The following is a 13,168-nucleotide window of genomic DNA, read 5'->3' on the forward strand; positions in this document are numbered from 1 at the left end:
TAATATAATCATTAAAATAAAATAACTAAGTAATGTTTGGCTGCCTTGCCCTCTAGCATCTACTTCAGCTAATAATTTATCTGCTAATATGCGGGTTAAACCAGACTTTGATATTGCAACTGCGAATGCACCAAGCATTGCATAACTTAAGGCAATTTCAGCGCCTGCTGACAAACCCGAATTAAATGCATCTAAACTTTCTTTTATTCCTAAACCAGCAGTTAACCCAGCAACTAAAGCAGACAATGTCATAGCTACAATAACATTGACACGAACCAAGGTGAGCGCAAGCATTAAAATCACGCCAACAACAACAGCATTCATAGTTTTCTCTATTTTGAACTTTTAATTAATTTTATCAGATCTTTAGCTTTGGTTTTGCGCTCTTTGGTAAACGGTTTGTTAGCATAACGGCTGTTTTCGAATAAATGTTTAAATTCTATTAGCTCCTTAGACGCGTTAGGTCTTTGCTTTGCCATATGATCAAGTTGTTGTGACGGACTAAGAGAATCGACCGATGTAATTTTGTTTTTATTTCCCCAATCAAAAACTTCATTATAGGCTTTAACTATAGGGGGGAGTTTAACTGGTTTTGCTTTTGGCCAGTTTAAATACACAAAGTAAATTGCAAAACTTAACCCAGCTGTAATTAATACAACTAAAGGCACCATCCAACTTTTTTTATTACCAAAGATGGATTTTAAAAAATCATTTTGTTTTTCTTGATCAAAGCCAAGCACCCAACTAGACCATTGATAATCTAGTTGCTCTAGTTCAAGCCTTAACCAGTTTATTGCTGCAAATTTACTTAAGCTAACTAAGCCGAAATCTAAATTATTTTTAAATTCTTCGTTTAGCTCTTGGTTTTGGGAAAGCGATCCATTTAAGCGCTCGGGAGCAACAACAGCAGTGGCATCAAAAATAGTCCAGCCGGTATTTTGTAAATATACTTCAACCCAAGCATGGGCGTCATATTGGCGAACAGTTAGCGTGTTATTGTCGCTATTATATTCACCACCTAAATAACCACTGACTACACGTGCAGGTATGCCCGCAACCCTAAAAATATAAGCAGCGGCACTGGCATAATGCCCGCAAAAGCCACGTTTATTATCAAATAAAAATTGGTCTAGTGTATTATCGCCACTCATTGGGGTCGGCGTTAATGTATAGGTAAAGTTTTGCTCTACAAAGTACGCTAGTAATGCGTCATAAAAAGCCTGCTCATTGGTAACTTGTTCTTTTAACTGTAAAGCAAACTTATTAGTTTTAATATTTTGCTTTAAACTTAAAAATGTATATCTATTTCTTTCAAATTCGTTAAGTGAATTTACTGAAAATTGATAACTTGCCACATCATATTGCAGGCTTTTTGCTTGGTAATTGTTTTTCCTTAATAATCCAAGCGCATTAGCGCTTACATTTTTACTGTTGCTGGTTGAATAAGTTAAGCCATAAAGCCATTTTTGCGTTGCAGGTTCTGCAATGATTGAATAGTTTGCAATAAGTATGCTTTTTTCGGATATTAAGTTTTGGTTTGTTTGTTGGTTACTGTATTTTAAAAAATCAGACGCAAGCCATGCATTGCCATTAAATTCATCATGAATAATTGCACGCCAATAGTAAGGTGTTGCAGGCGGGGGGTTATTAAAAGTAGCTCTAAATACTAGTTCATCTGAGTTAGACAATTTAGCAATATCAAACGGATCTACTTTCTCAGAGAGCCCAGTTTTAGCAAGTTTTGGCCCGGGTAACTGCCAAAACGCAGGCATTTTTGGTAAAAACAACAGTAAAAAAACAGCCAGTGGTAACGCCATTAATAATAACTTTGAACTTTGTTTAGCGCTTATTTTTAAGTTGTGTTTAGATTCTAATAAACCCATTACTGAAAAATTTAATACATATAAAAAGCTAACAACAGCAGTGGTAAATATAGTTTGGCTAAATAAGTAAACCGACGACAATGAAAAAAAAGTAAGCGTTGTAATTACCTGATAATGCTTTTTATTTTTAGCTTGTAAAAGTTTAAATAAGCTTGATAACAACAGCATGGCCACAAACAATATTACAGTATCGGACATTCCTATTGTAAATATCATTAAACCCAAAGCACCAGCGGCAAGTATGTTTGCAAGCCATGCATTAGGCTTTACGATATTTTTGGATGTAATAACTGCATTCCATAGGCATAAGCCAGCTAATACACTAATAAATGGGAGTGGCAGGTGTGCTGTAAAAAATAGAACTAAACAGGCGTAAATAAAACACAAAGAGAAGTTAATTACTTTTTCATTTTTAAGTTCAATCATTGCTTTTCACCTGCAAATGAACTTAAGCATTCTAAACAGTGTTGCTTATGGGCTTGTCCGGTATTAATACTGATTAATTTACTTGGTAGTTTTAACATGAAAGGGGTGTTGTGCTCAGTGGCTTCACACACTAAATAACACAACTGGCTAAGGCGTTGTTCTGTAGCACCACTCATTAAATTAAAATCAAACAAAGCATCAGTGGCTTTAAAATCTACAAAGTCTTTGACTAATAATTGCTTTGTTTTAGCGTAGTGTTTCCACGATATTCTGCTTAAGCCCATTTCGGGTTGATGAATTAATAGATTGTCGAATTCTTCAGTTCCCGACTTTTTTGTCATTCCATTTTGTGTATTTTCATCTTGTGAAGAAATGTGTGCATCGCTTAATACGTACTCGTGAGCAGGGTAAACAAAAGTTTTAGTTTGTACTTGTAAATAGCTCCATACAGATACCAAACCAAAAGGATAGTTACTGGCTATTTTTATTCGTTCTAATTTGTAGCAACCTCGTGTTTCATACGGAAGCGGTAAACTGCTACTAATCGATTTATTTGAAATTTCATCATGATGTGTACTTGCTTTTAAATCATTGTTATAGGTAATAGAGAGCGATTGGCAGATTGAATTACTATGTAAGTTCAATTTTAAAATGGGTTGTTGTGGAGAAAAACTAGGTAATACTTTATCAAAAGTCACTGTTAAGCCTTTCGCATTGCTGTAGCCCATAAAAACAGTTAATACAATGACCACGAACATCAGATACGACATGATCAAAATTAAATTATTTTGATAATTTATACCCATTATAAAGTTTAAAATAGCCACAATAATAAAATACCACCCAAGGGATGATGGTAAAACATAGATTGTGTTGTGCTCTAACGTAATTGAATTTTTTTGGTGTTTATGTTTTAAAAATTTATCAAAAACAGAACGTTTTAAAGATGCAAATATGCTTAAGCGTTTTGATTTTTTAGATGGCATAAAAGCTACACCGGAACCGGCACAGCATTTAAAATGTCATTCACTTGAGCTTCACCCGATTCATTATGCAAACCTAAGCGGTGCTGGCACACACTTGTAAAAACTGCTTGTATATCTTCAGGAACTACATAATCGCGTCCATCAATATAAGCCCATGATTTAGCAGCCTTAGCTAATGCAATACTTGCTCGAGGTGATAATGAAGACGCAAACGCATTGCTGCTTCTTGTATAATTAACAAGCTCTATAATGTAATCAACAACGGGAGTACTAAGTGTAACTTCACTAATTTGTGCCTGAATTTGTTTTAATTGCTGCTTATCTATCCGTTTGGGTAGTTGGCTGTAGTCGCGTTTTTGCATATTTAAAATTAAACGTTTTTCAGCTTCTTTTTGAGGAAAACCAAGGCTTATACGCATTAAAAATCGATCTAACTGAGATTCTGGTAACGGATAAGTACCCGACTGGTATAAAGGATTTTGCGTAGCAATAACAAAAAATGGATCTGGAAGGCTATACTTTTTGCCATCAACAGTGACTTGTTGTTCTTCCATGGCTTCAAGTAATGCACTTTGCGTTTTTGGCCCTGTACGGTTTATTTCGTCAGCTAATACAACTTGACTAAAAATAGGGCCTTTATGAAACGTAAAGCTGTGATCGTTACTATTAAATACATTTGTACCGAGTATATCGGCAGGTAGTAAGTCACTTGTAAATTGAATTCGTTGGTAAGATAAGCCAAGTACTGCCGCTAAACCATGAGAAAGAGTGGTTTTTCCCATGCCAGGCAAGTCTTCAATTAGTAAGTGTCCTTCGCTAAACAAGCAAGTTAGTGCTAATTTTATCTGTTTTTGTTTTCCAAAAATAACATCTGATAAGTCTTCAATAATCGCTTTAACGGAGCTTTGCATGCTAACCTTTTATTATTCTATGTGTTCGAGACGTTTCATTACGGTATCAACTTTTTTTGCATTAAAAGGTTTTGCTATAAACCCTTTAGCTCCAAGCTCCCAAGTATTCTGAACATTTTCTAAGCTGTTATGACCTGAGCACATAACTACATGTGCGTTTGGGTAGGTTATATTAATAAATTCTAAAATATCAGTCCCATCAGAGTCGGGTAAATCTACATCTAAAAAAATCACACTAGGGCATTTTTTATCAATAACTGGCTTGGCAGAGCTAAAATCCGTGCTTTCTAAAATATCTTCATAACCCAGTTCGGTTAATATTTGGTTTAGGTAATCACGGATTTCTTTAACATCGTCAATGATGAGGATAGGCTCTAAAGGGCGAACAAATTCCATATGTAAGTTACTTCTTTTAATACTTCTTAAGTACATTAATATTAAGCTATGACCATAATAACCTCAAGAACGTTGCTTAAAAAATCACAATACATCCATACTTTTGTTGATTTTGTATTCTGCTTAAAAAATATCAAAACAACACTCAATTCTACTACTTTCTAATTAATTTAAAAGTTATCCATTTTATAAACACCCGCACACTCGTTTTTTCAACCACATCTAATAAATTTACAAGTCATTGATATTAAGACTTTTAAATTAACAATTCTAATTTTGTAAATGTTTTGTAATAAAAAATCGTTGACCTATTAAAATCATTCTGTGATTATGCTCAGCAGTTGAGCTTATGCTCATTTGTGGATTTTATTATAAATTCACATCCAATGCTCATAATGCTTTTCTACACACTCACACTAAACACTACACAACACGAAGAGCTTATTATGTTAAAAAATAAAAATACAAAATTCGCAATCTCACTATTAACAGCTGCAATGGCTACCTCTATGTCAGCTCAAGCTGATGTTTCTGACTACTTAGACCGCGTTGATGTCGACTTTTTATTAATGCAAAATTTCCAGTCTATTCAAGCAAAAGAGGGGGCGTTTCGTCCTGAAGATGAAGTACAAGAATCTGGATTTGGCCGTGTAAGAGCAAATTTACAGCTTAAATTTCATATTAACGAATTTATTACAGCTGATATTGATATAGCTGAAGAACCAAATGATTTTGGTGGCGGCGACCGAGATTTTTCATTTCATAATGACTTTGCCGGTGTTGAGTTTGATTTATTTGGCCTTTATGGAACACCAAAAGAAGATGAGAATCTGACCCTTAGGCTTGGTAACATTGGTGCATCACCGTTACAATTCAAAGGATTCCAAGATGGAGCAGATAACCAAGGTAATGCATTAATTGGTAACGGAATAACTGATTACGCTACAGCTGAAAACGGCGCGCAACTTAGTTACACAAAAACTTACGACAGCGGTTTTCTTCGCTCATACAATGTGGCTGGCCATATAACAACCTCAAGCTTTGGCGAAGCATTCCAAGAAGACCGTGGTTACAATTACCGTTTACAAGGCACATTAGAATTTGAAGGTGGTTTCAAAGCGGGTTTAAATCTTTTCAAGGCCAATCAAGGCGACCAGTTAAACTTTGAAAATGGTGTAGCTAGTTTAGACGGAGTAACTACAACAAACTATCGTTTTGGCGATGGTGAAAACTATAACTTTTCTGCCTCACCATCAAATGAACGTGACACGCACGTAGGTGCAATGCCCGGACTAGAGCAGTCAATCATACAACTAAATCTAGCATACCAACCATCTGACGAAACAAGTTTAGTGTTCATGGTTGGTAAATCATCAGATGATTACACATTTGCAGATGCTGCGGGCAATGCAGTTGCAGGAATTACATACTTTGGTACCGATGGAGTAGCCGACGCTAATGGCACAACGTACGATTCAAACAGTGTGATCAAAGGTGATACATCAGTAGAATATTTTGTTTTTGAAGCACAACAATACCTTATCCCTAAACAGTTATATGTAGCAGCTCGTTATTCAGAAGCAGAAAATACATCTGATTTAATTGAGCAAACAGACAATACAGTAGAGCGTATTCAAGTTGCTGCGGGCTACTGGTTTAACGATAAAACGTTATTAAAAGTGGAATATGTAAATCAAGAAGAAGGCGTTAACTCTGCAGGCCAAATAGGCGCTGGTTTTGACGGTTTCACATCTGAGATTTCAGTAAAATTTTAATTTATATTCAGCAACTTAGTACTTAATATTCACGTAATTGAAGCTATTTTAATTAAGTACAAGTGCACCTTTTATTGTTAGAGATAAGGTATTCAAAATGAAAAATAAATTATTAATGCTTGCCTGTGGCATAATGGCAATGAGCAACGCTTACGCAAAAGAAACAATTACAATTGCTACTGTAAATAATGGTGACATGATCACCATGAAAGAACTAAGCAATGAATTCACCAGTCAAAACCCTGATATAGATTTGAAGTGGGTAACACTTGAAGAAAATATTTTACGCCAACGTGTAACAACAGACGTGGCCACAAAAGGCGGTCAGTATGATGTTATGACCATCGGTACTTATGAAGTACCAATTTGGGGCAAACAGAACTGGTTAACAGAGTTAGATAACCTTGGCAAAAATTACGATTTAGATGATTTACTACCCGCTATTCGAAGCGGCCTTACCGTTAACGATAAGCTATACGCCGCTCCTTTCTATGGCGAAAGCTCAATGGTTATGTACCGTACTGATTTAATGGCAAAAGCTGGGTTAACAATGCCTAAAGCACCGTCTTGGGACTTTATTAGAAAAGCAGCAAAAGCGATGACCAGTAAAGAGGATGGCGTTTATGGTATGTGTTTGCGTGGTAAAGCCGGTTGGGGAGAAAATATTGCACTGATTACATCAATGGCTAACTCATTCGGTGCACGTTGGTTTGACGAAAACTGGAAGCCTCAGTTTAATACACCTGAATGGGAAAAAACTCTTCAGTACTATGTTGATGTTATGAATGAATCAGGTCCTGCGGGTTCGTCAGCTAATGGCTTTAACGAAAATCTAGCATTATTTCAAACCGGCAAGTGTGGTATATGGATTGATGCAACAGTAGCTGGCGCATTTGTTACAAACAAAACAGATTCTGAAGTAGCCGATAAAGTTGGTTTTGCACTCGCACCTGACAACGGGCTAGGTAAACGTGGTAATTGGTTATGGTCGTGGACACTAGCCATTCCTTCAAGCAGTAAAAAACAAGATGCTGCAATGAAATTTATCAGCTGGGCAACATCTAAAGAATATACTCAACTTGTAGCCGATAAAAAAGGCTGGGCAAAAGTGCCACCGGGTACTCGTAAATCTTTATACAGTAACTCTCAGTATATGGAAGCAGCGCCTTTTGCTCAAATAACATTAGATTCAATCGAAACCGCAGATCCTAAAAACCCAACCGTAAAACCTGTTCCTTATGTTGGTATTCAGTTTGTTGCTATTCCGGAGTTTCAAGGGATAGGAACAGCAGTAGGGCAACAATTTTCAGCCGCTTTAACTGGGCAAATGACCGTTAAACAAGCGTTAAGCTCATCTCAACGTTTAGTTGAAAGAGCCATGCGAAAAGCGCGTTACCCTAAGTAGTATCAATTATAGGTGGGCAAGCTCTCAACTTGCCCTGTATTTTATGTCAGTTCTATTTATGATTTTACATATTATTAAGGGTTTCTGATTTTCACTTAATAGTGAGTAAATAGAATTGGCTTTTTTAAGGTCACCGTTATGGCAACAACTAACTCGCGTACGCTTGCTCGGTTCATGCTTCTTCCTAGCGTAACATTGTTACTCGCTTGGATGATTGTTCCGCTGTGTATGACATTGTATTTTTCATTCATTGATTACAATTTATTGGTTCCTGGAGATAAAGAATTTGTAGGTTTTTTAAACTATGAGTTTTTTTTAACTGATCCGGCGTTTTTTGAATCTTTTTTTAACACGCTTTATTTAGTTACTGGCGTGTTACTCATTACCATTTGTGGTGGTATAGGTTTGGCTATTTTATTAGACCAAGCAATATGGGGACGTAATTACGTTCGTATAATGGTACTTGCGCCATTTTTTGTTATGCCAACGGTTTCAGCCTTAGTTTGGAAAAACATGCTCATGAACCCTGTAAATGGTTTGTTTGCTCACTTTGCAATTTGGTTAGGTTTTGAGCCAATAGACTTTTTTGCTCAAATGCCGTTATTTTCAATCATTATAATTGTGTCTTGGCAGTGGTTACCATTTGCAGCACTGATTCTGCTTACAGCTATTCAATCACTAGACCGCGAACAATTAGAAGCCGCTGATTTAGATGGTGCTGGCCCATTTAGTAAGTTTTTCTATATTGTTTTACCTCATTTATCTCGCGCTGTGACTGCGGTGATATTAATTGAAACCATCTTTTTACTCTCTATATTTGCTGAAATATTGGTTACAACAAGCGGTGGGCCAGGTTATTCATCAACAAATATTACTTATTTAATTTATACCCAATCATTACTGCAATTTGATGTAGGTGGTGGTTCGGCAGGTGGCATTGTTGCCGTGATCATTGCAAATATAGTAGCAATATTTTTAATGCGCTTAATTGGCAAAAACTTGGAGGGGTAAAATGAGTATTAAAAATAACACACGTTCAACACTTATTTATACCATAGCGGCATGGACAGTCAGTTCAATGATTTTCTTCCCTATTTTATGGACGTTGATCACAAGTTTTAAAACAGAATCTGAGGCTATATCAGCTACACCCACTTTGTTTGCATTCGAGTGGACGCTAATAAATTACTCAGATGTATTATCACGTTCACCATACTTTACGCATTTTTGGAATTCGGTTGTTATTTCATTAGGGTCAAGTTTATTAGGTTTATTAATCGCTGTTCCGGCTGCATGGTCTATGGCTTTTGTGCAAAGTAAAAAAACAAAAAATTTACTAATGTGGATGCTTTCGACCAAAATGCTACCGCCGGTAGGGGTGCTAATACCTATTTACTTATTATTTCGCGACTTCGGTTTACTCGATACAAAACTAGGTTTAGTTATCGTGATGACCCTTATAAATTTACCAATTATGATCTGGATGCTTTATACCTACTTCAGAGAAATACCGGGTGAAATATTAGAAGCTTCACGCATGGATGGTGCAACAATTGGCGAAGAAATATTTCATGTATTACTGCCTATAGCCTTACCTGGCATTGCTTCAACATTATTATTAAATGTAATTTTAGCCTGGAACGAGGCATTTTGGACTTTAATATTAACCGCAGCAAATGCTGCACCGTTAACTGCATTTATAGCCAGTTATTCAAGCCCTGAAGGGTTATTTTACGCCAAATTATCGGCAGCATCTGCCATGGCCATTGTGCCAATTTTAATTCTTGGTTGGTTTAGTCAAAAACAATTAGTGCGCGGCTTAAGCTTTGGCGCAGTAAAGTAGGAGAACACACATGGGCAGCATCACACTAAAACAAGTCACTAAAAACTTTGACGACGTAAACGTTATTAAACCGTTAGATTTAGAAATTAAAGACGGTGAATTTATTGTTTTCGTTGGGCCATCAGGCTGTGGTAAATCAACATTACTACGCATGATTGCGGGGCTTGAAGACACAACAAGCGGAAATATTGAAATAGATGGGCAAGATGCAACACATACACCACCTGCTAAAAGAGGCTTAGCAATGGTGTTCCAATCTTATGCGTTGTACCCACATATGAGCGTTCGCAATAACATTGCTTTTCCACTTAAGCGCGCTAAAGTAAGCGCTGCAGAAATAGAAACTAAAATCGCTAACGCCGCTAAAATTCTTAATTTAACTGATTATCTAGATCGAAAACCAGGACAGCTATCAGGTGGTCAACGTCAACGAGTAGCAATAGGGCGCGCAATTGTTAGACAACCCTCTGCATTTTTATTCGATGAGCCACTATCAAATTTAGATGCTTCATTGCGTGTAAATATGCGTCTTGAAATTTCAGAGCTGCATAAAAGTTTAGCCACTACAATGATCTATGTAACTCACGACCAAGTTGAAGCAATGACAATGGCCGACAGAATTGCCGTATTTAATGGCGGTATTATCGAGCAAGTAGGCACTCCATTGGAACTTTATCAATACCCAGTAAATAAATTTGTTGCAGGTTTTATTGGTTCACCAAAAATGAACTTTATTGATATTCCAAATGGTGACACTAATGGAGCGTCAAGCTTAGGTGTTCGTCCAGAGCACTTTATAATATCGCAAGATACAGGCACGTGGTCAGGTAAAGTAGGGGTAATTGAGCACTTAGGGTCTGAGAGCTTTCTACATGTAACACTTACAAATGGCAGCACAGTGACAGTAAAAGCTGATGGTGATTGCTCGCTCCAATACGGTGACTCTGTATTTTTAACTGCGCAAGAAAATAAAGTACACAAGTTTGATAAAAATGGGGTAACGATTAAAGCTAGCAACTAAGTTTGAAAGCAACAGAGCCAATACCTTATTTAGTCATAATTAACTTTAAGGTATTGGTTATTAGCTCATTATTGGCTTCGGCATTATATAAATAAATGATATATTTGCCTTAAAGCATAAGTTTGAAGCCATTAATAATATCAAACACAAGTTACTCCTTAATTACAGAGGTTTAAGTGGCAAAATTATCGAACACAGAAATAAGAAAACTTGATGATGCAGCAAGAGCGGGGTGGTTATATTATGTCGCCGGCCAAACTCAAGACGAAATAGCGAAAAAGCTTAATGTATCTCGTCAGTCAGCACAGCGAATGGTCGCTTTATCAGTTAGCCAAGGCCTAATAAAAGTAAGACTCGATCACCCCATTGCCAAATGTATGGATTTAGCAGAAAAATTAAAAAGCCGATTTGGTTTAGCATCATGTGAAGTGGTGCCAAGCGACCCTTCTGAACCATCATCTACAGTTGGACTTGCACAAGCTGGTGCCGCTGAGATACAGCGCCATTTGAAATCAGAAACGCCAAAAGTATTAGCAATGGGAACAGGTAGAGTTTTGCGTGCTATTGTTGATGAACTACCAATACTTGATTGCCCACAACATAAAATAGTGGCTATGTTAGGTAACATGGCGTTAGATGGTTCGGCTTCGCCTTACGATGTTGTAGTTAGAATGGCTGAACACACTAATGCAAAACATTATCCGATGCCATTGCCAGTTTTACCGCGCAGTATTGAAGAAAAAAACCAACTACATGCACAACATAATATAACTGCTAACCTGAAGCTTGCTAAAAATGCAGACGTAACTTTTGTTGGCATTGGTAGTTTAGGTGAAAAGTCACCATTACACATAGATGGTTTTGTTGACGCTGATGAATTAAAAGAGCTTCAAGACTTAGGCGCCGTTGGCGAAATGATCAGCTGGGTTTACGATAAAAATGGTAAATTGCTAGATTGCACTGTAAACCAACGCGTTGCGAGTACGCCATTAGTAACAAATGAACACAAACAAATTTATGCAATAGCTGCAGGTGAAGAAAAAGTGTTGGCTATACTAGGCGCAGTAAGATCAAATATGATTAGTGGTTTAATCACTAACGAATATACCGCAGAACGTTTACTCAGCATTGATTGAGTTATTTGAACATTGCATTGTGTATTACAAAATTTTTATAGCGAACAAAACGACCTAATGTCCGATACCGTCTAGTATTGGACATAATAAGAGTGCATTTATGCGCTTTTATTAAATAACATTTAACTACCTATAATTTATATTATGTTAAATAAGGTGAATTAAAAGATATTCTAGGTAAGTAGCTTCTATTATTTACGGTTAACCCCCTATTTTTGGTGTTTTGAGTATTAGTTCTTTTAAGGTTGGTTCTTCAAGGTGTTTTTAATACATTCCCATAAAATTTTAGGAATGATAAATGAATTTAGTCAGCATTGGTTTCTCTTTCTTCTTGGGTTTCCATTTCAGACTTGAGCTCCTCAATGCCAATTTTTTTCTCTAAGCCGCATTTTGACTTCGGAAAGATTATTTTCATACAATGCTTCGATTAGTGTTTCATTTTGAATAAGTAACCTTTCTAGATGATATAGTTCTTCTAAGGCATCATTTATTGTTGTAATGCTTTTTATGCAATCAAGCTTTGAATTATATATCTTCTCAGCATCTTTGAACCTCTTATTGGTTTTCTCACGTATGGTATTAATAAATTCCAAAATACATTTAATATTATCATCCTCTAACTTGGAGTCAAAAACCAAATTAGACAATGAAGTAACCTTATATTTTTCAGTTAGGTGAACAGATTTATATCGAGAAATTAAAACGTACAAATCTCGTTTAATTTTACTTAATTGAACAAGTTCCTCATGCTCTCTAGACATACGCGAATTTTTGTATGTTTTAACACTAATATATACAGCGGAACAACCTATCAAAAAAGTTATCAAGGGTTGAAAAGCATTTAAAATAAGTAAAAAACTCTCTAAAAGTTTAATCAATTTTATTCCTTTATTTAAAATGTGATTATTCAAGTGTCCCTAAACCCTTGGCTTTTCGCAACTAATTTTTTAAAGTATAAATACTTCGCTCAATTGTATTGCAATTATCTAAACCTGTTAGGCAACCTTCTAAGCAATTGGCAGCATTGGCAGCTGAAGCTAGTAATATGCTTGTTAAGGTTAGTGATATATTTATAAATGATTTCATTGTTGTTTTATCCTGTATAAATGAGGATAAAAACCTAACAAGGTTATGTTACAGATATATTTAACTTTATACATATATTCAATAAGTTAATTGCATATATGTATATTTAGCACTTAAGTATTGTGTTTAATTGTTAATTTATTCGTTCCAGTTAATCGGTTAATCGGTTAATCGGTTAATCGGTTAATCGGTTAATCGGTTAATCGGTTAATCGGTTAATCGGTTAATCGGTTAATCGGTTAATCGGTTAATCGGTTAATCGGTTAATCGGTTAATCGGTTAATCGGTTAATCGGTTAAT

The 13,168-nt window shown here is 36.1% G+C and carries 11 protein-coding genes and 1 pseudogene; 6 read left to right on the forward strand and 6 right to left on the reverse strand.

Annotation, left to right across the window (positions count from 1 at the left end; all coding sequences use genetic code 11):
- From BCG07_RS01380 to BCG07_RS01400, 5 genes and pseudogenes are all read right to left on the reverse strand, one after another.
- A pseudogene (locus BCG07_RS01380) lies at window positions 1-324 on the reverse strand (sodium:proton antiporter); the annotation flags it as partial.
- A gap of 8 nt (window positions 325-332) precedes the next feature.
- Window positions 333-2,309 carry a transglutaminase TgpA family protein gene (locus BCG07_RS01385; protein WP_286888205.1) on the reverse strand — a complete coding sequence of 659 codons (1,977 nt, stop codon included), beginning with the start codon at window positions 2,307-2,309 and terminating at the stop codon, window positions 333-335.
- Entirely contained in the window at window positions 2,306-3,295 is a 990-nt protein-coding gene (locus BCG07_RS01390; RefSeq protein ID WP_286888207.1) for a DUF58 domain-containing protein, read from the reverse strand. Before BCG07_RS01390 ends, BCG07_RS01385 begins: the two co-directional genes overlap by 4 nt.
- 5 nt (window positions 3,296-3,300) lie before the next feature.
- Window positions 3,301-4,206: an AAA family ATPase gene (locus BCG07_RS01395; RefSeq protein WP_286888208.1), complete on the reverse strand. Its 906-nt coding sequence runs from the start codon at window positions 4,204-4,206 to the stop codon at window positions 3,301-3,303.
- Window positions 4,207-4,218: 12 nt separating this feature from the next.
- Entirely contained in the window at window positions 4,219-4,602 is a 384-nt protein-coding gene (locus tag BCG07_RS01400) for a response regulator (protein ID WP_006792946.1), read from the reverse strand.
- 446 nt (window positions 4,603-5,048) lie between these two features.
- Between BCG07_RS01400 and BCG07_RS01405 the strand changes: the two genes are divergently transcribed.
- The 6 genes from BCG07_RS01405 (at window position 5,049) to BCG07_RS01430 (ending at window position 11,782) form a co-directional block, all read left to right on the forward strand.
- Window positions 5,049-6,377 (forward strand): hypothetical protein, encoded by a 1,329-nt coding sequence (locus BCG07_RS01405; RefSeq protein WP_286888209.1) that lies wholly within the window; start codon window positions 5,049-5,051, stop codon window positions 6,375-6,377.
- 97 nt (window positions 6,378-6,474) lie between these two features.
- Window positions 6,475-7,782 (forward strand): ABC transporter substrate-binding protein, encoded by a 1,308-nt coding sequence (locus BCG07_RS01410; RefSeq protein ID WP_008133010.1) that lies wholly within the window; start codon window positions 6,475-6,477, stop codon window positions 7,780-7,782.
- Between the two features lie 138 nt (window positions 7,783-7,920).
- On the forward strand, window positions 7,921-8,793 hold the full coding sequence (locus BCG07_RS01415) for a carbohydrate ABC transporter permease (RefSeq protein WP_008133013.1): 873 nt from the start codon (window positions 7,921-7,923) through the stop codon (window positions 8,791-8,793).
- A 1-nt stretch (window position 8,794) separates the two neighbouring features.
- On the forward strand, window positions 8,795-9,625 hold the full coding sequence (locus BCG07_RS01420; RefSeq protein ID WP_008133015.1) for a carbohydrate ABC transporter permease: 831 nt from the start codon (window positions 8,795-8,797) through the stop codon (window positions 9,623-9,625).
- Between the two features lie 10 nt (window positions 9,626-9,635).
- On the forward strand, window positions 9,636-10,646 hold the full coding sequence (locus tag BCG07_RS01425) for an ABC transporter ATP-binding protein (RefSeq protein ID WP_286888211.1): 1,011 nt from the start codon (window positions 9,636-9,638) through the stop codon (window positions 10,644-10,646).
- A gap of 176 nt (window positions 10,647-10,822) precedes the next feature.
- Window positions 10,823-11,782: a sugar-binding transcriptional regulator gene (locus BCG07_RS01430; RefSeq protein ID WP_286888213.1), complete on the forward strand. Its 960-nt coding sequence runs from the start codon at window positions 10,823-10,825 to the stop codon at window positions 11,780-11,782.
- A gap of 359 nt (window positions 11,783-12,141) precedes the next feature.
- On the opposite strand, the gene BCG07_RS01435 is transcribed toward BCG07_RS01430, so the two are convergent.
- The gene (locus tag BCG07_RS01435) at window positions 12,142-12,660 is read right to left on the reverse strand and encodes a hypothetical protein (RefSeq protein WP_286888215.1); all 519 of its coding nucleotides are present in this window, start codon (window positions 12,658-12,660) and stop codon (window positions 12,142-12,144) included.
- Window positions 12,661-13,168 lie beyond the last annotated feature (508 nt).

The organism is Pseudoalteromonas sp. ESRF-bin5 (genome assembly GCF_002632075.1).
GTDB classification, from domain to species: domain Bacteria; phylum Pseudomonadota; class Gammaproteobacteria; order Enterobacterales; family Alteromonadaceae; genus Pseudoalteromonas; species Pseudoalteromonas marina.